24 protein-coding genes and 1 tRNA gene are annotated in these 24,119 nt (G+C 32.8%); 15 read left to right on the top strand and 10 right to left on the bottom strand.

The features are described from left to right. Nucleotides 1-100: 100 nt before the first annotated feature. Both C245_RS0117020 and C245_RS0117025 read right to left on the bottom strand, forming a co-directional pair. A complete protein-coding gene (locus C245_RS0117020) occupies nt 101-649 on the bottom strand; it encodes a DUF4494 domain-containing protein (protein WP_017497813.1) in 549 nt (182 codons plus the stop codon). Nucleotides 650-772: 123 nt separating this feature from the next. After that, nucleotides 773-1,489, bottom strand: a complete 717-nt coding sequence (locus C245_RS0117025) for a S24 family peptidase (protein ID WP_017497814.1) — start codon at nt 1,487-1,489, stop codon at nt 773-775. A 254-nt stretch (nt 1,490-1,743) separates the two neighbouring features. Here C245_RS0117025 and C245_RS0117030 point away from each other — a divergent pair, with 254 nt between their 5' ends. Then, a complete protein-coding gene (locus tag C245_RS0117030) occupies nt 1,744-3,453 on the top strand; it encodes a hypothetical protein (RefSeq protein ID WP_017497815.1) in 1,710 nt (569 codons plus the stop codon). A 398-nt stretch (nt 3,454-3,851) separates the two neighbouring features. Here the strand turns inward: C245_RS0117030 and C245_RS23220 are convergent, their stop codons facing one another. Beyond that, complete coding sequence (locus C245_RS23220) at nt 3,852-4,679, bottom strand: exopolyphosphatase (RefSeq protein WP_232424378.1); 828 nt, start codon at nt 4,677-4,679, stop codon at nt 3,852-3,854. Nucleotides 4,680-5,188: 509 nt separating this feature from the next. On the opposite strand from C245_RS23220, the gene C245_RS0117040 reads away from it, so the two are divergent. Then, nucleotides 5,189-5,923 (top strand): bifunctional 2-polyprenyl-6-hydroxyphenol methylase/3-demethylubiquinol 3-O-methyltransferase UbiG, encoded by a 735-nt coding sequence (locus C245_RS0117040; protein WP_017497817.1) that lies wholly within the window; start codon nt 5,189-5,191, stop codon nt 5,921-5,923. Between the two features lie 196 nt (nt 5,924-6,119). Continuing rightward, nucleotides 6,120-8,132 carry a M13 family metallopeptidase gene (locus C245_RS0117045; RefSeq protein WP_017497818.1) on the top strand — a complete coding sequence of 671 codons (2,013 nt, stop codon included), beginning with the start codon at nt 6,120-6,122 and terminating at the stop codon, nt 8,130-8,132. 306 nt (nt 8,133-8,438) lie between these two features. On the opposite strand, the gene C245_RS0117055 is transcribed toward C245_RS0117045, so the two are convergent. From C245_RS0117055 to C245_RS0117065, 3 genes are all read right to left on the bottom strand, one after another. Beyond that, a complete protein-coding gene (locus tag C245_RS0117055; RefSeq protein WP_157495893.1) occupies nt 8,439-8,765 on the bottom strand; it encodes a hypothetical protein in 327 nt (108 codons plus the stop codon). 275 nt (nt 8,766-9,040) lie between these two features. Continuing rightward, nucleotides 9,041-9,445, bottom strand: coding sequence for a helix-turn-helix transcriptional regulator (locus C245_RS0117060; protein WP_017497821.1), 405 nt, complete (start codon nt 9,443-9,445; stop codon nt 9,041-9,043). 118 nt (nt 9,446-9,563) lie between these two features. After that, entirely contained in the window at nt 9,564-10,454 is an 891-nt protein-coding gene (locus C245_RS0117065) for a helix-turn-helix domain-containing protein (RefSeq protein WP_026110126.1), read from the bottom strand. A gap of 137 nt (nt 10,455-10,591) precedes the next feature. Between C245_RS0117065 and C245_RS0117070 the strand changes: the two genes are divergently transcribed. Then, nucleotides 10,592-11,140 carry a hypothetical protein gene (locus C245_RS0117070; RefSeq protein WP_017497823.1) on the top strand — a complete coding sequence of 183 codons (549 nt, stop codon included), beginning with the start codon at nt 10,592-10,594 and terminating at the stop codon, nt 11,138-11,140. Nucleotides 11,141-11,303: 163 nt separating this feature from the next. Here the strand turns inward: C245_RS0117070 and C245_RS0117075 are convergent, their stop codons facing one another. Further along, nucleotides 11,304-11,822, bottom strand: a complete 519-nt coding sequence (locus C245_RS0117075; protein ID WP_017497824.1) for an endonuclease V — start codon at nt 11,820-11,822, stop codon at nt 11,304-11,306. Between the two features lie 669 nt (nt 11,823-12,491). Here C245_RS0117075 and C245_RS0117080 point away from each other — a divergent pair. The 4 genes from C245_RS0117080 (at nt 12,492) to C245_RS0117095 (ending at nt 14,806) form a co-directional block, all read left to right on the top strand. Further along, entirely contained in the window at nt 12,492-13,055 is a 564-nt protein-coding gene (locus C245_RS0117080) for a hypothetical protein (RefSeq protein ID WP_017497825.1), read from the top strand. A gap of 4 nt (nt 13,056-13,059) precedes the next feature. Continuing rightward, nucleotides 13,060-13,353, top strand: coding sequence for a transcriptional regulator (locus tag C245_RS0117085; protein WP_017497826.1), 294 nt, complete (start codon nt 13,060-13,062; stop codon nt 13,351-13,353). 66 nt (nt 13,354-13,419) lie between these two features. Then, the gene (locus C245_RS0117090; RefSeq protein ID WP_017497827.1) at nt 13,420-14,334 is read left to right on the top strand and encodes a GDSL-type esterase/lipase family protein; all 915 of its coding nucleotides are present in this window, start codon (nt 13,420-13,422) and stop codon (nt 14,332-14,334) included. A 1-nt stretch (nt 14,335) separates the two neighbouring features. Then, a complete protein-coding gene (locus C245_RS0117095) occupies nt 14,336-14,806 on the top strand; it encodes a hypothetical protein (RefSeq protein ID WP_017497828.1) in 471 nt (156 codons plus the stop codon). Between the two features lie 248 nt (nt 14,807-15,054). On the opposite strand, the gene C245_RS0117100 is transcribed toward C245_RS0117095, so the two are convergent. The 3 genes from C245_RS0117100 to C245_RS0117110 all read right to left on the bottom strand — a co-directional run bounded on the left by C245_RS0117100 (nt 15,055) and on the right by C245_RS0117110 (nt 17,301). Then, a tRNA-Met gene (locus tag C245_RS0117100) sits at nt 15,055-15,127 on the bottom strand. Nucleotides 15,128-15,253: 126 nt separating this feature from the next. Further along, nucleotides 15,254-15,778, bottom strand: a complete 525-nt coding sequence (locus C245_RS0117105; RefSeq protein ID WP_017497829.1) for a DUF4269 domain-containing protein — start codon at nt 15,776-15,778, stop codon at nt 15,254-15,256. Next, complete coding sequence (locus C245_RS0117110; RefSeq protein ID WP_017497830.1) at nt 15,775-17,301, bottom strand: glycosyltransferase family 39 protein; 1,527 nt, start codon at nt 17,299-17,301, stop codon at nt 15,775-15,777. Before C245_RS0117110 ends, C245_RS0117105 begins: the two co-directional genes overlap by 4 nt. A gap of 204 nt (nt 17,302-17,505) precedes the next feature. Here C245_RS0117110 and C245_RS0117115 point away from each other — a divergent pair, with 204 nt between their 5' ends. The 7 genes from C245_RS0117115 to gwsS all read left to right on the top strand — a co-directional run bounded on the left by C245_RS0117115 (nt 17,506) and on the right by gwsS (nt 24,047). Beyond that, complete coding sequence (locus C245_RS0117115; protein WP_017497831.1) at nt 17,506-17,763, top strand: hypothetical protein; 258 nt, start codon at nt 17,506-17,508, stop codon at nt 17,761-17,763. 109 nt (nt 17,764-17,872) lie between these two features. After that, nucleotides 17,873-19,624: a hypothetical protein gene (locus C245_RS0117120; protein ID WP_157495894.1), complete on the top strand. Its 1,752-nt coding sequence runs from the start codon at nt 17,873-17,875 to the stop codon at nt 19,622-19,624. Between the two features lie 141 nt (nt 19,625-19,765). Beyond that, nucleotides 19,766-20,032 (top strand): hypothetical protein, encoded by a 267-nt coding sequence (locus C245_RS0117125; RefSeq protein ID WP_017497833.1) that lies wholly within the window; start codon nt 19,766-19,768, stop codon nt 20,030-20,032. Nucleotides 20,033-20,141: 109 nt separating this feature from the next. Then, nucleotides 20,142-21,887, top strand: a complete 1,746-nt coding sequence (locus C245_RS0117130; protein WP_017497834.1) for a hypothetical protein — start codon at nt 20,142-20,144, stop codon at nt 21,885-21,887. A gap of 7 nt (nt 21,888-21,894) precedes the next feature. Next, nucleotides 21,895-22,821: a hypothetical protein gene (locus tag C245_RS23765; RefSeq protein WP_157495895.1), complete on the top strand. Its 927-nt coding sequence runs from the start codon at nt 21,895-21,897 to the stop codon at nt 22,819-22,821. Further along, the gene (locus tag C245_RS24280; protein WP_017497836.1) at nt 22,811-22,972 is read left to right on the top strand and encodes a hypothetical protein; all 162 of its coding nucleotides are present in this window, start codon (nt 22,811-22,813) and stop codon (nt 22,970-22,972) included. The genes C245_RS23765 and C245_RS24280 overlap by 11 nt, the downstream gene beginning before the upstream one ends. Nucleotide 22,973: 1 nt before the next feature. Beyond that, the gene (gwsS, locus tag C245_RS23770; RefSeq protein ID WP_017497837.1) at nt 22,974-24,047 is read left to right on the top strand and encodes a grasp-with-spasm system SPASM domain peptide maturase; all 1,074 of its coding nucleotides are present in this window, start codon (nt 22,974-22,976) and stop codon (nt 24,045-24,047) included. The last annotated feature ends 72 nt before the right edge of the window (nt 24,048-24,119 follow it).

Below are 24,119 nucleotides of genomic sequence, written 5' to 3' on the forward strand. Positions count from 1 at the left end.
TTTTGCTTTTTATAATTTAAAAAAGAAATCCGTCTAAATCAGCGTTTTCGCTTTAGCGAATCCGTCTCATCCGTGTACACTATTTGCGGCTCTTTTGAGTCTATTCCTCCATTGCAGTTTCAAACTCCATATGGTCAATGGTTTCTACAGCTGCCTGTGCCGGTTTAGATGCTTTTAGTCTATTGAATCTTTCCAATTGTTCCGCTTCTCCTTCTTCACCGCTGAAATAAGGAAAAACATCCATAATAGGCGATTCAGAAACGGCCGGGATAGAATATTCTCCCATGGTGCTTTGCATTACATGCAGTGTGTTGTCGTAAGCCTCTCTTACATCATTGGCCTGAACCAACATGTACATATTTGACTTTCTTTCTTTACCGCTTTCTTCATCATAAGCCAGCAAAGATACTTTAGATTTAAACCAACGGTCTGTATTTTCAAAAGGGTGAATTTCGGCGTAATTGGCCACTTTTATATTGGTGATTTTAAATTCTTCACTGATATAAGCCGACATCTCTTCATTAATTCTTCTTTCAGCTTCTGTATAAGACAAAGCATCTACCAAATAAGGCTCTGTTAAAACTTTTTGCCCTCCGGTTTCGTCCGTTTTTCTATATTTTACCTTGCATTCGTACCAAGTTGCGCTCATCTTTATTATTTTTTAAGGATGCCAAAGATAGATTTTACCGAAAAAAAATCTCCTAAAATTGTGAAATAGATATTCACAATTTTAGGAGATTTTAGTTAAGTTTTTGATTGCTAGTGTTTAATCTTAAAAGTTGGAATTGATCCGAATCGTTGCTTTTATTAAAGCTAATCCTTCAACATTTTTAAGGAGAACATCAGCCGATTCGTATCGACTGTTTTCACTGACCAGTTTAATCCATTCCTCTCCTTTGTCTGATTTTTGTACCCATCGGATCAGGAGAAATTCTTCCGGTTCATCGGTTACAACAGAAACCAAATACATTTCTCCCCAAATAATATGTTCAATCCTGCTGCTCATTTTTTTATAAATGATAAGATCACCGCTCTTTAAAAAAGGATACATTCGATCTCCACTTACATAAATAGCACCATCGCATTTGGGTAAGTTAGGAACCGAGACATAATCAATTGGTTTTTCCTCAGATTCTTTAAACAGTGAAACCACTCCGTCTGCTGTTTCAACATCATAGACCGGTACAAATTGTTTTTTAAGTGTTTTTGTAGTAGTGATTTCGTAAACAGTAGAAGGTTCTTCAATTTCACTCATTTTAATTCCCCATTCATACTCAAAAAAGGCTGCATTTTCAAGCATATGACCTTTTCCTGTCAGGAGCCACTCCGGATTAATTTCAGGATAAATGCGAAGTATCTGTTCTATTTTTGAGACACCAACATCTTTAACCTTATCCAAAAAGCCGTTAGAAAGCCCCGTTTCGATATAAAATTTTCTTCTATTAATTCCTTTATACTCAATAATTTGTAAGATTCTGTTTACGATCATTGTAGTTATTTTTAGATTATAACATATTTTTGTTGCTATTTATAGGATAAAATCTATATATTTGTAAGTAAAAAAGCACAAAAAGCATGTTTTGAACAAACGTACGAAAAAAAACATAAAATACACTACTAAAGGGTGATGTAGTCAAAATTTCAGAAGAAAAATAAAGCTATTATTCTCAGGTGTTCTTTAAGTTATAAAATGAAAGTAAAGGAAAGATAGGTCAGTGAGGTTTAACATAAAAAGAATAAAAGATGAATTATATACTCAGAATAGATCCGAAAAACCCGTATAAAGAACGATTAGAAATGGCCATTGTAAACTTACTTCCGTTTGTTGGTGCAGAAGCCGTTTATCTGTCTTTTAATAAAAGCAATAAAGTAACAGTCGTCACTTTTATCCTAAAAAAAGAGACGGATAAGAAGGAGGAGATTTTAGAGGAGTTACAGGAGAAAGTAATAAATATCTATCCTGAGTTTATTTTTAAATTTATGGATTCTGATTGTGCTAAAAAGGGCTTTAAAAATGGAAAGCCTTACTTTGTTCAGCATTGTACGTTAAAAGAATTAATTTATTTTGAACCGGGAGCCAAAGTTTTTTACCCTCGGGAAGACACCTCTAAAAAGCTGCTTAAAAAAGCAAAAAAAAGATTCTCACTTGATATGGAAGCTGCAGTAGTATCTTTTAGAAATGTGTCGGTTTACAGCGGAAAAAATAAAAATGAAGAAGCCGTATTTGCCTTGTATCAGACCTTAAGGTATATTTATATCTGTGCCTCAGAATTTTTCACTGCTGTATTTATTAGTCATACTTGTTTGTTTCAACAATATGATTACATCATTAAATATGCGCCTTCCTTTAAAAGAATACTCAATAAGAATAGAGCACTTCACAATGAGATAGTTATAATGCTTAATAAGGCTTATTCCTGTGCCATGCAAAATACAGAGATGGGTGACATAGATCCGGAGCTGATGATTAAGGCAAAAACAAAAGTGGAGTTAATGCAGAAAGAATTGAACAGATTGTTTTTGGAGTATAAAGCATTATGCAAGGAAAAGATGCAGAAACTGAGCAGGCAGGAATGTACGGGAAAGTATATTTTTAATGAAAAGATCCCATCCAATTATTTTGTTGAAAATGCTTTAAAAAGTATTAACGATTTGATGATTGTTAATTCAAACATAAGATGTGTCTACTGTTTTGGTTATACCATACTTCACAATCAGGAAAATAAGCCCAAAAAATTTTCTAATAAACTTCCCGGGTATCATTTTTATTTGCTGATCATCAATCTGGATCAAACTCAAAATGAAATCGCTCCAATGGAAGAACTTATTTTGGAAAAATTCGAGGGCAGGCATCAGGTAACCATTGTTAGTCATTCAGCAGAATTGATCCGTAAGGAAAAGACATGCCAGAAGTATTTTTTCGATTATGTCAAAACACATGGTATTTTAATTTACAATGCTCCTTATTATTCTGTTTATTTAAAAAAACATCTTCCGAGCTGGGAGCCTGAATTCAAAGAAAAATATGAGAAAGAAAAAGTTTTAAAGGCAAAACAGCTTTTTAATGAGGCAGAGTATTATTTGAGTGATAGTCATGTTACCGTTAAAAAGGTACTTTTTAGGAGAGCAATTGAGCAAATTAGTTCAGGACTCATCTATTTGCATTTAGGGTATTTTTCAAATAAATTGTCCATGAACAGTTTGTTTGCATTATTAAAATACATTAAGGAAATCGAGCTGCCTTTTGATCCTGAAAATGAAAAAGAAGCTAAGATTTTGCATTACCTGTTTGAAACGGCGGTAGTATCTATAAATAAAGAAGCGCAAGACTGCAATAACGATTATGATAAATTGATAGAAAACAGATGCATCTTATTTTTAAAACACGCAAAAGATCTGGTTGCGAAAGAAGCCGGAAAGTTAGATTTTAAGGAATTAAGATATTTTAGTTGATTACTGAACTTGGTAGAGAGTTCGATTTAAAATTGCACAAAGTCTTTTTAGTCTGGTGCAATTTTTTTGGTTATGAAATATAAAAAAAGCTTCAGATTTCTCTGAAGCTTTGTCTTGATGATGAGGTTCTTAAAAATTGGTATTTACCTTTTTAGAACGGTCTGCAATGTAAGAGATCAACCAGGTTATTGGGCCTTCTTTTACAAAGTATATTTTTTTCTTCTCTAAATTAGGAATACTCTCCACACAGGCCTGTAGGATGTTATTTGCCGAAATAAGGTATTTTTGGTCGTATATATTTAATACTCTTGCAGCTTCGGTGTTGGTTTTGGCAAGAGTGTTAAACTTGTTGAAATTATTCTTTAAAATTGCATCGTAATCGATAACATCTTCCAGTTTTATTGGCAGATAATGGTCTTTCGTATTCTCATTGTAATATAATGTTGTGAAAGCCCATACAGCTCCACCGGATAGATAAATTTTTTCCTTTTTAATAAAAGTGGATTTGCATCAAGCATATCCTTTATCTTTTTACGAACAATCGGATTAAAATCAAAAGATTTTTCCTGATATACAGTCATATCGCTGGCCTGGCTTTGGTTTGCAACCGTTTTTTTTACGGCATCGGTAAGTGACATTGTACCAAAATCAAGTTCTAAAGGAATAAACTCTAATTTACCATCCTGAAGTTCGTCAATGTATCCACCTTTAGTACTTGCAGCACCAATATCAAGATGCAGAGCGTTAGCATAATCAACAGGTGGTATAGAACCTTTAACGAGTATTTTGGCTTCTTCATCAACATTGATAATATCAAGCTCTTTGTTGGTTAGCGTACTTATTTTATTTTTTAAAGCATCAACATTACGGGCAGATCCAAAAACAGAAGAAGCTACTAAAAAGATGTTTTCTTCCGGAATCTTAAATTGTGCTCTTATTTTTGTCAATTGAGTAAAAACGATAAGACCGGCTTTATTGATATCTTCCTGAGTAAGTTCACCAGTAGCAGTAATATGTTTGGCGAAACTCAGACCTTCGTCATTCGAATAATAGATAATTTTGTAATCTGCTTTTTTAATATTGCTTACATCGAGAACAGAAACTTTTATCGTTCTGCGGCCGATTTCAATTCCGGCGTAAATATTTTTTTGAGCAAGAGAACTAATGGAGAAAAATAAACTGAAAAGTATGAAAATTAGAACTTTGGGGCTGTGTTTTTTAAGCATTGTATTTAGTTATGATTGTAATATAATTTATTGTTGATAAAGACTGTAGGTTGTTGTTGTTGTTGTTGTTGTTGTTGTTGTTGTTGTTGAAAATTAAAGAGTTAGGTTGTAAATAACGGTTTTTGATATAAAAAAACCGAAAAATGAATTTTTAAGAGTGATTAAGAGGTTTTTGGAATCACTTTAAAAAGTAAAAAGGACTTCATAATTGTTAAGGTGTAAATGACTAAATTAATGGGTAATTGTTTATCAGGCCTGAAATACAGCGAGCTAAAAAACTACTAAATATTTTAGGACGCAAATTTATAAAAACAATTACGAATACAAACCCAGTTATTAAGAAAACATATTATTTAATTGTTAAGCGGTGTGGGGATTTTGAGCGGGTATACATAATTTTCTTAAGTTTTGTACTTTTGTGTATTCCACTTTTAGTACAAAATGATGAGATTGATAGCGATAAGATATTCGTTGTTGTATTATTTAGGTTTAATAAAAAAGAGTAAGAGATGAAACAAAATATTTACGATGATATTGATTTTTTTGAGAACTATGGTAAAATGCCACGTTCGATAAAAGGTCTAAACGCAGCAGGAGAGTGGCATGTTTTAAAAAATATGCTGCCTGATTTTCGAGGCAAAAATGTTCTTGATCTGGGCTGTGGTTATGGATGGCATTGCATTTACGCAAAAGAACAAGGAGCAGAGAATGTAATTGGAGTTGATTTGTCAAAAAAAATGATTGATAAAGCAAAGGAAAATTCAAAAGGATTATCAATAGAATACTATCAAAAGCCAATTGAAGATGTTGAATTTGAAAACGAGCAGTTTGATATTATTTTCAGTTCGCTTACGTTTCATTACATACAAGATTTGGAGGCTCTTTTCTCTAAAATAAATCAATATTTAAAGAGAGGAGGGAGCTTTGTTTTCTCTATGGAACATCCTGTTTTTACTGCAAAAGCGGAGCAGGATTGGTATAAAGATGAAAATGAAAACCGACTGCATTGGCCAGTTGATCATTACCAGAACGAAGGAGTGCGCCAAACCAATTTCTTAGGTCATAAAGTAGTAAAATACCATCGAACTGTAGCAAGTGTTCTAAATGCTGTAGTTAATTCAGGTTTTAATATCACACAAATATCCGAGCCTAAGCCGTCAGAGGAAATCATTGAAAAATATCCGGAAATGACAGACGAATTAAGAAGGCCTATTTTCATTATGATTGCTGCCGGTAAATCATAAATGAATGATTATGTATTAACGATAAAGAGCTACTTATAATTCAGACTTTTTTAAGTGGTAATTCTAACAAGAACATTAGAATTAAAAACTGAATTCGTATATTGTTCTGCTAAAATCAAATATGCCAGTCTTATACATTTTAGAATACCTGCTTTCAAACGTTTTTCAGTTCATTTTAATAGAAATTATTTAGACTATGAAAAAATCATTAGCGCTTTTCGTTGCATTCTTAGCTTTAACAGCGTGCTCCAAACATCAAAAGGAAAAAAACATTGCGATCACTGGAATAGATTCCACATTACGGCCTGGAGATGACTTTTTTAAATATGTAAATGGTAAGTGGTATGATTCGGTATCAATACCAAAATCTCAAGCCGGAGTTGGTGTTTATATGTTTATGAATTATCCACAGCGAATGCGTCTGCAAGGTATATTGGACAGTATTTCGAAAAGCGAGAATTCAGCTGGAAGTATAGCGCAAAAAGTAGGAGATTTTTATGCGTCAGGTATGGATACGGTAACCATTGACAAACGCGGTTATACGCCTATCAAACCCCTGCTTGCCAAAATTGAAACCATTAGCGATTTACCGTCCTTAATGAACTTTGTGGCGAACGAAGTAAAAGTAGGTAATTCGTCTATTATAGCTTTTGGAGTTGGACCTGATGAAAAAAACAGCAGTATGAACATTGCTCAAATCTATCAAACGGGTATTGGTTTACCAGATAGAGATTATTATTTCAAATCGGATGCACCTACTGTTGCCATACAGGAAGCGTACAAAAAATACCTTGTTGCATTATTTCAACAAACAGGCAGTAATGCCAGTGAGGCTAAAAAGAATGCTGATTTGGTTTATGATATCGACAAACAGCTAGCAGGTTCGCATAAAACAAAAGTTGAACTTCGCGATGTGCAGGCCAATTACAATAAAACGGCAGTGGCAGATCTTGTAAAAAGGCATCCTAACATAAACTGGACTACTTTTTTAAATAATTTAGGTGCTAAAACCGATTTTATTAATGTGGGCCAACCTGCCTATTATGATGCTCTTAATAAGCTTTTAAAAACCATTCCTATTAGTAATTGGAAAATTTACCTGAAAGCAAATTCTTTAGAAAGATATGCCGATGATTTAAGTAAACCTTTTGTAGATGCTTCATTTGAATATACCAAAGTACTTTCAGGTCAGGCGGTTCAGAAATCACGTGGCGAAAAAATGGCCAGTGTTTTGGATGCTTACTTGGGTGAAGCATTAGGGGAATTGTATGTAAAGAAATATTTTTCGGAAGATGCTAAAAAACGCATGCTAGTCCTCGTGAATAATTTGCAAAAAGCCTATGCCGTAAGAATTGATAAATTGGAATGGATGAGTCCGGCTACAAAACAAAAGGCGAAAGAAAAATTGGCAGCCATGACTAAGAAAATAGGCTATCCGGATAAATGGCGAGACTACAGCAAGGTACATATTGCCAGAGATGCTTATTTTGAGAATATGGTTTCGGCTTCTACAGCTGCCTATCAATTTCAATTGGCAAAATTGGGTAAACCGGTTGATAGATCAGAATGGTATACTACAGTTCCAACGGTTACGGCCTATAATAACCCTACTGCAAATGAAATTGTTTTTCCTGCAGGTATTTTACAAGCGCCTTATTTTGATAATAACGCAGATGATGCCCTTAATTATGGAGGTATCGGAATGGTGATTGGTCATGAAATAACCCATACTTTTGACGATCAGGGTGCTCAATATGACAAGGATGGTAACCTGAAAAACTGGTGGACAAAAGAGGATTACGCAGAGTTTAAGTCAAGAATACAACAGGTGATCAATTTGTACAGTACCTATACGGTTTTAGGCGATCTGCACATTAATGGTGCCATGACAGTTGGCGAAAATACGGCAGATATTGCCGGAATAGCAGTTGCTTATGATGCTTTTAAAATGACCGAACAAGGAAAAGGGAACACAAAAATAGACGGTTTTACTCCAGATCAACGCTTCTTTATTTCTATAGCCAAAATATGGAGAGTAAAAATGAAAGACGAGTTCCTGCGTTTGTGGATTAACAATAATCCGCATTCTCCACCAAACTGGCGTGTGAATGGTCCTTTAATGAATACTACACCTTTTTACGATGCCTTTAATGTACAGCCTAAAGATAAAATGTTTTTACCGAAGAAGGACAGAATAACGATTTGGTAATACCTTCATCTCAAAAGTATTTCTATGAAAAGATGCGCAAATGTTCCTGTGAACTTTGCGCATTTTTTTGGGTTCTACTTATCGGAACAAGGACAATCTATGTTTTCTAATTTATTAATAAGAAAAGCGGCGTTGATTTTTTTTAAATAGTGTTTAGCAACTTCAATATGAATACAATGTTGCATATCTATAACTAAATCATCATTAAAAAAATGGTATTTTACCACAGCGCCATCTGTCCAGTTGTCTGTATATTCAATTACACCAACATCATGATCTTCGATAAATTTAATGAAACAACTAGGTTCAAACAACATATAACTCTTCTTTGAATTGAATTGATTTTGAAGGGGTTGAGTGCTCAAAACGAACTTGGTGGAATCTATCGTGAGGAGAGAATTCGTGTTTTTCTAACTTTTCTTTAAAAAAATCTATTTTTCCCTTTTCTAACCATCTTTTAAATAATATATTAATAAGGCCTTTAGCTATCTCACTGACTTTTTCTTCAGTTGGAGAAGTAAAAGGGATATCGAAAGAAGGGATATATCCTATATAAGAAGAATCTATTTTTTTTACAGTCACTGAAAGGCGAGCGGTAATTTTACCATTTTTAATTTCTATAACATCTTTCATCTCAGTTGTTTTTAACAAAAGTAATGATTTTTTTACACTTATTTCGAATTTGCCCATTATTGCAAAGTGTTAAAGAAAATATGCTCCGCTCCATAAGAGTTCCTCATGAAAAGCTACGCAAATGTCTCTGACTTTGCGTATTTTTTTATAATTTTAAATACAAAACACCTCAAAAGTCTCTGACTTTTTTCGAGATGTCTTTAAATGTATTTATTTGAAGGAGTGAAGTTTATGCTTACGGCTTTCAGAATTGAATTGAGAAAATAGTTTTGAAATTACTTATTGATTAATTTTTCTAAAACCTTAATCTGATCATCTTTGGCTTTCAAAAGTTCTAAATTTAACCTCTTAATTTCTTCCAAAGCTTCTATCCATTTTTCTATTGGGTTTACATTAAAAGTTGGATAATAATTGTATCCGTTAGATTGATCATTAAAAGTATTAGATATAAAATTTATTGCCTGTTCCTCATCAAAATTCTGAAAGGCTTCAACAGGAATTCTTAATGAGTTTGAGATTTGCTTCAAGAGGTTATCCTCAATAACATCTTTCTGCTCCAGCATTGAAATTTTCTTCTGGTTCCAGTCTTCTCCCAGATCATAAGCCAGTGCTTCCTGTTTGATACCAAGCATTTCTCTAAAACGTTTAACGTTTCTTCCCTGATGAATTTTCTGTTCCATAATGAATATTATTTTTCTGAAGGTTCAAAGATAAAGTTATCTGCACTAAAATGTCTTAATTTCAAAGATAAAAAAACATCTCATAGAAATGTCTTTTTTGTCAGATATTATACTCAAATTAGGAGGGGATATCAAGTTTATATCCTTTGCCGCGTACAACAACAATTTTGATGTTCGGATCATTTTCCAGTTTTTTTCTAAGTTTTGATATGAACATATCCAGACTACGGCCCACAATAACGCCTTCATCTTCCCATATTTCTTTTTGCAGTCGGCTTCTCTCTATGGTCTTGTTAGGAGACAATGCAAAAATGAGCAATACACGGGTTTCTGTAACGGTCAGGTCTGTTGTCGTTTCATTCATGATAAGCGTACGATCATTCGCATTGAACAATACTGAGCCCAAAGTGAATATAGTAGCGTGCTGACTTTCGGGTAAATGTTTTTGTAGTTTAACTGATTTCAAAAAAATAAATCCAACAAATGCTAAGAATGAAAGCCCTCCAAGAAGATAGCCGTTTTTTGCCGTAATAATGCCCGTTGGTTTAAATTTAATATTAATCCTGTAACATGTTTTGGGCTGTTTTCTCCCGATACAAGCTACAATAGCATCTTTCTTATTTTTTGAGATAGCGTATCCATAAGTTACGCTGCCATTGTCACAATTAAGAACATTAACAATATAATTACTTGCGCCGGGAGCTTTGTCCAAAAAACGGCTGGTAATATTTAGTAGAGAATCTGGCTGAAAAGTAAAGTCATTCTCAAAATTGATTTGATATTCATTTTCGGCAATCTTTTTTACAGGAAGTACTCTCGATGTACTGTCACCCGACTGTAAAAGTAGTTCGTGTCCGATCCTGCGGAGTAAAACTTCTCTTCTCGAAATATCAAAATCATTATCATCTCCCATATCCAAAGCCACACAGATTACAGAGATAGACAAGAATACTATTAGTGTAAACAGGTATCTGCGTTTTCCATAAAGAAGTTTTTGGCTATTAAGCATATTGTCAATGTTTTATTTACAAAGTTTACATTTTTATTTACAATTCAAATCGAATAAACCAAAAAATGTCAAAGTAATTTAGCCGTATAAACTTTAAAGAGAGATATAAGGATGTTATTAATTAAACCAAAAAGAACATGAAAAAAATCATTTATGCGCTGATCTTATCGCTGGTTGCGGTAAGCGGACTGGTATTTGCGAATCGTGAAATCAAAACTGAAACTCCTAAAAAATTAACTCAAAAACCAATCTCTATTGCTGAGAGGGAAGTCAAATTGAAGAAATGGAAGACTACGCCGGATGGTATTGTGTACAAAAAATGGGAAGAGTCTCCGGCAGGTAAAAAAGTATATGCCAGTGAAGCAAAAATAAGAAAGTCCATTAGTGATTTTACCAACATGGATGGAATTATAACCTCACTTTCTCTTCCGCCTGACTCGAGATTAGGTTTCGGGGTAATGGTAAGGATTAAAGGGGATGATTATATACTTAGTTTTGGACCAGAAAACTTTAATGAGGATCAATTTTGGCAATTACATGGCTTAAAAGTTAACGACAGAATAATTGTAAAAAGCCATAGCGTATCGCATTCTCCCAAGTATTCCTACCCAATACTATCGGGTGATTATGTAGAACGTGATGGTAAGGTAGTTTATAAACGTGTAATTCCTAAAGATGGTTGCTAGTAAATAAATTACGAAAGACATTCAAAATTTACGCTTTGTTGTGACTTTTTTATTTAAGAAAAAAAAGCTTCAGAGAAATCTGAAGCTTTTGTCTTAGTACTTAGAAGCATTCAAATGTTTGACGAACTTATGAATGATTTTTGTAAAATTATTTGTGAATAACCTATATTTCTTTTGTCAGTCTGTCTAATTCTTTTAATAAGGTAGGGAATCTAAATTCTCCCGCCATACTTTCGACTTTTGTAAATGCATCGTCCAAATCAATACCGATTGAAGTAATAAAAAGAGGTTTTTTACTATCGCCTCTAAATAAGCTTTTTTTGTCTTTGTTTAGTGAGGCAAAGTTAGTTTTGGCAACACCAATTATTGGAATTCTCTGATTTAATTTTTCGTACAGATAGCCCCCTAAACCATATTTTTTATCATCATCCAGATAAATATACCCATCGACAATAATAGTGTCAATATTTCTCAGATCCATCTTTTGTAAAAGACTTAAGATACAAGGTAATTCTCTTCGATAAAATTCTCCTGGGATATAGTCTTCAATATTGTCAATTATTTCTGAATGTACTTTATAATCTTTGTCTTGATTCCATTGATTGAATTCAATACAAACGGTTTTAGCCTTTCCGTCAAAATAATAAGTGTCAAATGCTAAAAGCACAAAATTGTCTGTCATAATTTTATTGGTTTTATTGTATCAAAGGTATTTAATATGTACGGTTATATTGGACAAATAAAATTTAAGCTATTGTTTTTTCGATCTTTTTCAAAGTGTAAAATTCCTCGTTCCTGAACGCAACGAAATGTTAATAAATAGGGGTAAAAAAACACTTGTTGAAGTGGTGTTTTTACTTAGTAGCGAGAAACTTTCAAATATCTAACCAGTTTATTGAGGATTGTTATGGAGTTTATAATGAGAGTTTTATTGTTGGTTATGAAAGATCGCGACAGTATGTTTGAAAAAAATCCCGAGTTGATCGCTAGAATAAAAAAAAACTGAAGGGTTCTGCATGGAGCCAAACTTTGATACTTTGGGATCTTCCGGACACGGCTGAAAACAAAGATAGGTTTCATTAAGTAATTAAAGTAGTAAGACCGCTGAAATTTCCCCCTTGTTAATGCGAAAAGTATTCAATAAATAAAAGTATTTGATGATTTATCAAATAAAATTCTGTTTTTGAAAACAAATAAACACCAACATTTCTCAGAGATATATGCAAGTTAGCAGTTATTGCAGAACTACTACACTCTGAAACATACATACAAACGAGTTTAAAATTTTGCTAAAAATTTGGTTTGTATTGCAAACTACTTTACATTTACAGAGTAAATTAAAATCTTCTTTATGGAAAAAGAAATCAAATTGACACCGGAACAGAGTTTGAAGCTTATTACAGAAGTAATTAATCAAACAAAAGAAAATATCAAATCACATAGCTTTATATTTTTGCTTTGGGGTTGGATTTTGGCTATGGCAAGTATTTTTCAATTTTTGATTCGAACAAAAACTGATTTTAAATACTATTTTTTGCCATTCCCTATTTTGGTAGCTATTGCATTGATAATCACAATTAATTACAATCGAAATAAAACATCAGAAACTCATTTGAATTTTTTTCTTAAAAAACTTTGGATGGCTTTGGCTTTTGGATTTATTGCGATAGTATTTGTAAGTGTTTATCAAAAAATTGAACCCTTTACTTATACATTGATATTAGCTGCGATTGGCACAACAGTTTCGGGAATGGCAATGAAATTTAAACCGTTGATGTTTGGTGGTGTTTGTTTTCTTATTGCATCTATTTGTTGTGTTTTTATTACAGATGAATTCAAAGTTTTGCTTCACGGTTTTGCAATTGCTGTAGGTTATTTAATTCCGGGATACATACTTAAAAATTCAAAATTATAATAGAATGGCGGAGACTTTTGAGGAACTAGACCCTGTTTTGAATGCACCAGTTCGTTTGGCTATTGTTTCTGCACTTGTTAAAATGAAACAAGCTGATTTTGGTTATTTACAAGAGATAACCAAAACAACACAAGGCAATTTAAGTCATCAGATAAAAAAACTAAATGAAGCAAAATATATTGAAATAGAAAAAACATTTAAAGGAAACTATCCGCAAACAATTTGTAAACTAACAAAAACGGGGAAAATTGCCTTTGAAAGTTATGTAGAAACAATAAAAAAATATTTGCACCTCTAATTTTTTTGCTTTTTTGGTTTGCTATACAAACTAGAATTATTTACAAACTAAAATTATTTAGCTATTATGAAAACAATAAACAAAGTATTTCTCACGCTAGTTTTATTAAATAACATAGGAAACGTAAACGCACAAGAAAAAACAACTAACAAAATGGAAACAAAAAAAATAGCATACGCAGACAAGATATTGCTTCATATGCACCCGGAAAAGTTCTTGAATTTTTTGCCAAACTTAAATGATGAGCAAATTGCACACCTATACGGTATGTCGATAGAAGAATATCAATTAGCTAAAAAAGTTTATGATGACCAGGCCCAAAATGCAGCATCGGAACTTTTAACAAATTCAGACTTTGCATTTAAAATTGATAAACTCCCTTTCAAGAAAAATCAGACTGTTTTAGTAATTGGCGAAAGTACAGCAGATGCTTTAAATTCCTGGGTTTATATTCTGAAATATCTTTTAAATCAAAGACGACCACAAGACAATATTCGTGTAATTAATGCTGCGATTTCAGGACAAACTACAACAGAAGCACTTCGTAAAATAACGACACAAGTAAAATTAAGTCCCGATTGGGTAATTTGTCATTTGGGCACAAATGATTGTATGCGTTATGGAAACCAAAAAACAACCGTTTCTTTAACAGAGACGATTGCAAACCTAAATGCTATAAAAGAGTTAATTAATAAAGACGCAAAAGCAAATATTGTTTGGCTTACACCAGTATCAATTGACGAGAAAAAAGCAGAAAATTTTCAGCCATTCAAAACTCAACAATTGAGTTTGAAAAATTCAGATTTAAATGAAATTAGTAAATATTTGAAAGCCCAACCAGAACCTGTAATTAATTTAACAGAAGAATTTGGGAATCCTGTAAATACTGAATTTGTTCAGTATGATGGTATACATCTTACAATTGATGGGCAAAAAGCAACAGCGAAATCTTTAATCAATAAATTATCAAACACAAAATAGTATGAAAACGAAATTGACAAATCCGATTTTAATTGCCTGTATTATCTTTTTAAGTATAAGTGCATCAGCAGGGCTTTATGAACATTTATTTGGTATTCCGGAAATGCTAAAAAATCCGTCAACAATGATAACCAAAAGTAATAACCAATTGGGACAAGCTGTAAAATTTTGGATACCCGTTCATCTTCTGATCTTACTTACAATGGTGTTATCATTAATTTTTAATTGGAAAACCCCAACTCGAAAAAAATTAGTCCTGTCAGCATTCATCTGCTACATGTATATCACAATAATAAGCATATTCTTTGCGAAAAAATTGGAAATATTTAAAAATATGACAGACAATATTGACTTTCAAAAGCAAACTAATCTTTGGATAGCAGTTTCGTGGCACAGACCAATTTTGATGATAATAATTGAAATATTATTGCTTATAGCGCTTTCACGTCCTGTGTTATACAAACAAGTATGATAAGGAAATGAAGAGCAAAGGATTGCTAAAGAGGGGTTTGTAAAATTGGGGCACAAGTGCTAAATTTAAACATTAGTAGTTCTAATTCACATTTGCAGTTTATTGAAAATTGTGCTTTGAAAATCCGCTCTTCGAAGTGTAATTATGGAAAGCTGTGCAAATGTCTCCTGACTTCGCATCCGTAATCTTTACTAGATTAATACTATCGTAAAAAAAAAGCTTCAGATTTCTCTGAAGCTTTGTCTTAGTAGCGGGAACAGGACTCGAACCTGTGACCTTCGGGTTATGAGCCCGACGAGCTGCCTACTGCTCTATCCCGCGATGTTTCGGGTGCAAAGATACACAGTAAATACGGTTATGCAAGCAAAAAATGAAAATATTTTTAAATATCTTATTTTTTGGTGTAAATTATTGGTTTGCAATCGGTTATGTTTTGTTTGAAAAAGTTTAAATTTTATATTTCAGTAATTCAGCATACGGATCTCCATTTAGACCTAATAAAAATGCAAAAGCAGGCTCGGTTTTGTATCCCTTTTGTTTCAGTTGGATGATCTTTGATCTGAAATTTTCGTCTTTCGATTGCAGAATTTCATGTTCTATGAGCATGTGCAGATAGGCATTCTGTTGTTGAGTTGGAATATTTTGTCCAAAGATTTCAAATTCAAAAAGGTTTATTTTAAAATTCGCTATAATTGATTCTCTGTTATCAATTACTGTTTCCCGAATGGTATAATTGTCTTTGTCTCCGAAAGTGACATGGAGTTTCGCGATAAATTCAGTTTTGTTTTTCCAGTAACAAATGATGTCCAAATCACTACTTTCGATATCGATCGCAATGGGGATGGTGCCTGCTAAAATAGGTTCGAATTCGGCAATATCAGACAAAATATGATGCTGAGTCAGGATTTCATAAGCCTGAATTTGTCTGTTGTTTCCTGTTTTTAAATAGTCAATAGTGGTAAAATCGATCATTTACTATAATCCGTTTCTTCTTTAATTTCAGCTTTAAGTCTTTTGTTGACGTCGATTTTGGCATTGGTAAAAACAAAAATGGTAGCTCCATACTCTCTTGCATATTTGTTGGTGATCTCACCTGCAATACGGGAAGATTGAAAGAAAGGACTGGTTTCCTCAAGTTCAGCAGTTCTTTCCCAAGAGTTTTTAACTCTAATGACATTTTTGTAGGGTACATCAAGAACAAACCAATTGAGATAATCGGCATTAAAAGACACCGCTTTGATTCCTTTTTTAGAGTAATAGTTTATGGCTCCGGCTTGTCCGTAATTATCACAGAGTACCAGAGTTGTTTTTGGATTTGGAATTAGGGCATAAACAGAATCTGTTTTTCGGGCGAGTTCTTTCCAGCCCAGCATATCGGCAAAATCCTGTGGCAGTTCGTGGTCTTTTCCATCTTCCCAACGCAGCATACCAAGTTTTTTATAGGCCTCCGGATTTTTTACGATGTATTCCGGACTTTTATTAGGAAAGGCTAAGTTGTACATGGGAATAAAAAATAACAATGGAAGGATGATGAAAACAGATTTTAGATAACGTTTCCAGCCTGTTTGCAGTACCTGAGAAAGAAAAACAGCTCCAAAAGCAATATAAACAGGGTACAAACCGATAGCATAATAAGCTTTGGCTTTGAAATACAGAAACACTGCCAGTGTAAAAATCATCGAAGCAAAAAAGAATCGGTATTTTTCGAATGGTTTGTAGAATAACAAAGCATACAAAGCCGCAAGAAGAACAAAGAAAGAACCGATGAAAAATAACAATTGCTTTTTCAAAAATTCCATTCGATCTACATTAACGAGCTGCGTTTCGGCCAATTCTTTCATGTGATGTACAATGGGGAAATGGTTGTTGTATTGCCATAGAATATTGGGTAAAATCAGAACTAGCCCTAAAAGCAATGCCCCATAGAGTTTTTTTTCTGTAAATATCTTTCTTTGACCCGATAGGAGAAGAGAAGGCAGGAGCCCAATGATTAGGAAAAGAATGTTGTATTTGTTCAGAAAACCAAAAGCAAAGACAACAGCGCCAATGTAAAACCATTTTTTATTTTCGGTGGTCATGTACTGAACAATCACATAATAAAAAGAGGTCCAGCATAAGATGTCCAATGAGTTGGGCTGGTACAAGATATTGATTCTTAACAAGGTCGAGAACGTAATGCAGGTGGCGCCTAAAATCAAGGCGTATAGATTTCCTTTTAAAGTTTCAATCGTTTTCCAAACCATCAAGAGCGTTAGGGCTCCAAAAAGGGCTGGGAAAAACTTTACCCAGAAAACGGAATTTCCAAGTAAAAGGATAAGGTAAGAAATCCAGGAAGTAACCGGAGGGACCGATAAATATCCCCATGCCAAATGATGCGCCTGATCCAGATGCAGGTATTCGTCGCGCTGCAAATCATATTCGGGGCTTATTAAAAGGTATTGCAGTATAAATTTTAAAGCGATAAACCCGAGTAGAATGGCAGTTTTTCTGGTCATGGTGGTTTTTGGTTTTGGAGCGGTCGTTTTTGGTAATAGTTTAAAATTAAAGCTAATATAAGCTTATTTTGGGTTTTGTGGTAAGATTTGTTTCATTAGAATTCTTCTAAAATAGAACATAATTAACCGATAATAGATTAAGATTATACTTACAAATCGATTAACTTGCACTAATGAATTATTATGAACTAAAATCTATTAATTATGAAACTGGAAAGTTTGAAACTAGACAAATTTAAAAACTGTACTTTAAAAAGAGAACAATTGTTTGTGTTAAATGGTGATGGTATTAAAAGCCCTGCAGGAACTATTTGTGACTGGCATGGTGGTAAGCTGCAAAAATTCGATTATGGTTATGATAGTGAGAGAGGAGGACGTCTTACGTTTCATAACAGAAGTAATGTACGTGAATGTGATCCAGTTCTTACAAAGACCGACGAGGATTTTTATGCATTACCATGATTTTTCCTCGACAAAATGAATACCGTATTTGAGGGAGTCTGAACCTTTAAAGTGCCATTCAGGCTCGTTTTGACACGTGCAAAATGGTTTAATTTAGTAAAATATTATTTTGAGAAAAGTAGTTGTAACACCCTTAATTATTCTAATAAATATTGTTTTTATCAATGTGACGTTGGGACAAAACCAGATAAAATATAAAACGTATAATCAAGGCAATTTTGAAAAAAATAAAGTATTTGAGGAAGTCTATAATTTATGTAATTATAAAGATTATAGATGTTTTTCAAACGTAAAAGATACTGTCACTTATTTTGTAGATGACCGAAATTATAAAGGGATTATCAATTATGGAGTAACCTTTCGCAGTAAGAATTATAGAAATTTTAATTTTGTAGAACATTTATCCATGTGTTTTTTAAAGGCGGAGGTGACGAAGTGTGATTATAATCCAAAAGATAATGTATTAAGTATTGAAGGTTTTGTTAGTGGGAATGACGATTGGGGTTGGAATGTACTCCTAAAAGGGAAAAAAGAAAAAAAGTATGTCGATATATTTCTTGGAGAAAAAACAGATACCATAAATACCCGTTATTTGGGAAAACTGGTTAATAAGGACTCTATAGAAGTAAAATTGAATAACAAAGAAACGAATGAATTTACAGTTCTGGACAAGTTTCCCGCTTTTTATTTTAAAAACTATTCGCATTATCGAACGATTCTCGGAAACAGGCTTCCTTTTAAAATAAGTGGAAAAGTTACCCCAAAAACACTGCTTGTTTTTGGTTCAGGTGCAACTTATTCTGAGATTTTTGATCTGGGAGCTATGATTTTTGATCCGAAAAAGAATGACCGAAAAAAAATAGCTAAAAAACAAGAATTGGACTGCAGACCTTTAATCTATGCTAATAAATTAATAGCTGACATCGAGAGGGAAAAAGTCCAAAAGCAAGAAATTAACTATTATACTTATACGCAGAATGCAGAGAACTATATTTTGGCTAGGCAGTATGGCAGAGCTAAAGAACAGTACAATTTGCTCGCTCAAAAATATCCCCTACTATTTGCGAGAGACATTCATAATGCTATGCGTTGTGCCATACTGTCAAGAGATTATAAAAATGCCTTTTGGTGGGGTGAAAAACTGGCTTTAAAAGGTATTGAACTGCCGTATTTTAATTCTAAAATTTTTGCTGTTATGAGGAAAAATCCGGAATGGAAAAGTTTTAGTGTCAAATACGATTCCGTTTCTAAAAATGCGCAGCATAAATGGAACTTAAATCTAAAAAAGGAATTAACAAATTTACTTAACGAAGATCAGGCGGAGTATGGATTGGAGAACCGAAAAAGTGCAAGAATATTACATGAAATCACTGAAAGGGTTACCGGTAAGTTGATCGATTTATTAAAAAAAGAGGGCTACCCTTCCGAAGAAAAGATTGGCAGTCTTGTAGTAAGGGATACTGTTTTAGTCCCTTTTCCTTCTTTTAATGTTTTGATTATACATGCTTTACAACAAAAGCCGGATAATCTTTCCATCTTAAATGAACTCCTTGATAAAAGCAGTAATGCTCTTGAATATGATGGTACGAGGCGTGTTAAGAATATGCTTGGAGAGGGGTCTTGCCTTCGCATCTACAAAGGCAATCTTTATAATTCGAAATCATGTGGAGGTAATGAATTGGAAATTAGAAAAATAAGTTTCATGTTTAGTAACCCAAAGGGTTTTATCATGGATTATGGAAATTTTGTAATTGAAGCACACGATTCCAAATATCCAAAGGAAGTAGATGATTATTACAAACAGAATTACAATTTAATCATGAAACTTACGGATGACTGGGAGTTTTATGAGAAATATTAATATGTCGATTGTATAGTAAGATTTATTCCATCAGAATTCTTCTAAAATAGAACATAATTAACCGATAATAGACTAAGATTATACCTACAAATTAATTAACTTGCATCAATCAATTATTTATAAACTTAAATGCTATTAATTATGGAACTGGAAAGTTTGAAACTAGACAAGTTTAAAGACTGTACTTTAAAAAGAGAACAGTTGTTTGTGCTAAATGGAGGAGGAATAAGAACAGATTCCGGGACTGTTTGTGGTCCACACGCTGGCTATCAAAAGAAGAAATACGATTATGGTTATGATATTGATAGAGGAGGAGAAGGAAATATTACATTTCATGACAGAAGTAATGTACGTGAATGTGATCCTGTTCTTACAAAGAACGCAGAGGATTTTTATGCTTTGCCATGATTTTCTTTAGATAAAATGAATACTATATCTAAATGATTCTGAATTGTTAAAGTGCAATTCAGGCTTGTTTTGATACGTGAAAAATGGTTTAATTCACTAAAATATTATTTTGAGAAAAGTAGTTGTAACGTCCTTAATTATTCTAATAAATATTGTTTTTATCAATGCAACATTGGGACAAAACCAGATAAAGTATAAAACATATAATCAAGATGATTTTGAAAAAAATAAGGTGTCTGATGAGATATATAATTTATGGATTGGTAAGAGTAATTGGTTTTCAGTCTTAAAGGATAGTATATCATATTTTGTTGACGATCGAAATTATAAAGGAATTATTAATTATGGGGTAAGCTTTCGAAGCAAGAATTATAGAAATTTTAATTTTGTGGAACATTTGTCCATGTGTTTCTTAAAGGTGGAGGTGACGAAGTGTGACTATAACCCAAAAGATAATGTATTAAGTATTGAAGGTTTTGTCAGTGGGAATGACAATTGGGGTTGGAATGTGTTCCTAAAAGGGAAAAAAGAAAAAAAGTATGTCGATATATTTCTTGGCGAAAAAACAGATACTTTAAGAAACTGTTATTTAGGAAAAATTGTAAACAAGGATTCTATAGAAGTAAAATTGAACAACAAAGAAACGAATGAATTTACAGTTCTGGACAAGTTTCCCGCTTTTTATTTTAAAAAATATTCACATTATCGAACGATTCTCGGAAGCAGACTTCCTTTTATAATAAGTGGGAAAGTTACATCCAAGACACTGCTCGTTTTTGGTTCAGGTGAAACTTATTCTGAGATTTTTGATCTGGGAGCTATGATTTTTGATCCAAAAAAGAATGAGCGAAGAAAAGCAATCAAAAAGCAGGAACTGGATTGTAGACCTATACTTAGTGGCAATAAAAGGGTTGCAGATATTGAGAAAGAAAAAGCTCAAAAGCAAGAAATTAACTATTATACTTATACACAGAATGCCGAGAATTATATTCTGGCCAGACAGTACGGTAAAGCGAAGGAACAGTACAATTTACTCGCTCAAAAATATCCCATATTATTTGCAAGAGACATTCATAATGCTATTCGTTGCGCCATACTGTCAAGAGATTATAAAAATGCCTTTTGGTGGGGTGAAAAATTAGCCTTAAAAGGTATTGAATTGTCGTATTTTAATACTAAAATTTTTAACGGCCTGCGGAAAAATCCGGAATGGACAAGTTTTAGTGTCAAATACGATTCCGTTTCTAAAAATGCGCAGCATAAATGGAACTTAAATCTAAAAAAGGAATTAACAAATTTACTTAACGAAGATCAGGCGGAGTATGGACTAGAAAACCGAAAGAGTCCAAAAGTATTATATGAAACAACAGAAAAAGTTACCGGTAAACTGATCGATTTACTGAAAAAAGAAGGCTACCCCTCCGAAGAAAAAATAGGGAGTCTTGTAGTAAGGGATACTGTTTTGATACCTTTTCCTGGTTTTAATGCTTTAATTATTCATGCTACACAAAAAAAGCCTGAAAATCTGGCTGTTTTAAATGAAATACTGGATAAGAGTAGTAAGGCTTTAGAGTATGATGGTAAACGAAATTTCAATAATGCTTTAGCATATAGCTCCTGTTTTCGTATTTATAAAGGCAATTTATACAGTTCGAAATCATGCGGGCGAAACGATTTAGAGGTTCGAAAAATAAGTTTTAAATTTAGTAACCCTAATAACTTTATTATGGATTACGGGAATTTTATAATTGAAGCACATGATTCCAAGTACCCTAAAGAGGTAGATGATGATTACGAACAGAATTACAATTTAATCATGAAACTCACAGATGACTGGGAGTTTTATGAAAAATAATTTTTTTATGATTTTGATATACAGTAAAGATGTAGACGATTTTGTAAACAATGTGATGGATTGTTTGGATCAGGATTTTGTAAGAATAGGAGAATCTGATAAAGTTGTGATTGAAAGTATGAATTTTAGTAATGAAAAAAGTTCTTATACTTTAAAGACGTCTTATTTAGAAAATATAGAAGTAGAAGAAGTTCAAAGTATCTGGTTTAATGGTGGGGGCATCAATTCAGGGGAGAGCGACTACGAAAATAAATGTTATGAAGTTCTCAATGATGCTTTTGTATTGCACAAACCGGTTAAAAAAATTGGAAAAAGAATAGCTGATTTTGAAACCAATCGCCTTGATATGATGCTCGAAGCAAAAGGACAAGGGCTCAAAATTCCGCATACCTTAATTAGCGGAAGCAAAGAAAAACTAAAAGATTTTTATGCTGCATTTGATCCTAAAAATGGTATAATTTCAAAAAGAATCCAGGATATACTTTATTATCAGGACGAAGAGTTTTTGTATAATTTTAATGTAACTTTTCAAATAACAGCTGAAATTCTGGACAAAACGCCTGATGAATTTGCGATCTCATTTTTTCAGGAAAGGATCATAGCCGATTTTGAAATTAGAGTTATTTACATAGATGGCAACTTTTATTCCACAGCAATTTACAATTTTGATCACGCCATAGACATCAGAACTAAATTTGTAGAAATGGATAATATTAGAATGGTTCCGTTTAAATTGCCTGCGGACATTGAAGAAAAACTTGCAAAGGTTTTTAAAAAATTCAATCTAAATTATGGTTCGGCTGATTTGATGCATTGTAAAGACGAATACTATTTTCTTGAAATAAATCCAACGGGACAGGTTAGTTTTATCAATAATGCCTGCAATTATTACTTAGAAAACAAACTAGCAGATATTTTAAAAAATGGAAAGTAAGAAACCTATCAATATTTTTAATGGTTTAAAATTGAAAGTTGAAAGAGAGACTCAACCTTTGCCTAAAAACAATCTGATTACTATTCAGGCTTACCAAAACTCCAAGAACATCTCTAAACCTTTTGTCAAACCGATCTCTAAAATAATTTAATTTGAAACCCTCTAATTTTGTTCTTTTTGCAGATTGTATTCCGGTCAAAGGGATAAGCAGGAGCATTATTTGTGACACTAAGAATAACAATTTTTATTTTATTCCAAATGGTTTATATGATATTTTGGAAGCCTATAATGGTAAAACCATTGAAGAAATAAAAAAAGATTTTAAGTATCAGTATGATGAGATAATTAACGATTATTTTGATTTTTTAATTGATAATAAACTTGTGTTTTTTAGTTCAAACCCGGACTTGTTTCCTAAAATGAGTACCCGTTGGGATTCTCCCTCTCTCATAACAAATATCATTATAGATTATGATGACATTCTTCATAATTTTTATGCTCTGGTTCCTCAATTTGAAACCTTAAAATGTTCTTATATTCAGCTGCGATTCTATAAAAATATAAGTCTTGCGTATATAAAAAGCACCGCCGAGATTTTAAAAAAGGAAAAATCCCGAATTGTTTCAATTGACTTCATATTGCCATATTATGAAAGTTTTGATTTCGATGAAGTAAACAAAATACTATTAGAAAATAGAAGAATACATTCTATTATCATTTTTAATTCACCATATAATAAAAGTTATAATGCCTTGCGTCAAAAAATGGGGTACTTAACGCTGGTAAAAAGAAATGTGATAAATGAAAAACATTGCGGAATAATAAATAAAGAATACTTCTATTCAAATATTAAACTTTTTAGCGAATCACAACATTATAATACCTGCTTAAACAAAAAGCTTTCTATCGATAAAGAGGGTAACATAAAAAATTGTCCCTCAATGTCATTAAGCTTTGGTAATATAAAGGACACAATGTTAGAGAAAGCATTAAATCATGAAAACTTTAAAAAATACTGGAATATTACCAAAGACCAAATAGCAGTTTGTAAAGATTGTGAGTTTAGGCATATCTGTACAGATTGTCGTGCCTATATCGAAGAACCTAATGATATGTACTCAAAACCTTTAAAGTGTGGTTATGATCCTTACAGCAATAAATGGTCGGAGTGGAGTACCAATCCTTTAAAGCGAAAGGGGATTAAATTTTATGGTATGGAAGTATAATTCGATAATCGAAATTTAAACTAACAAGCAAAGCCTCAGATTTCTCCGAAGCTTTGTGTTCCATTAAAAAGA

The sequence above is a fragment of the Flavobacterium sp. WG21 genome (assembly GCF_000335775.1).
GTDB classification, from domain to species: Bacteria; Bacteroidota; Bacteroidia; order Flavobacteriales; family Flavobacteriaceae; genus Flavobacterium; species Flavobacterium tructae.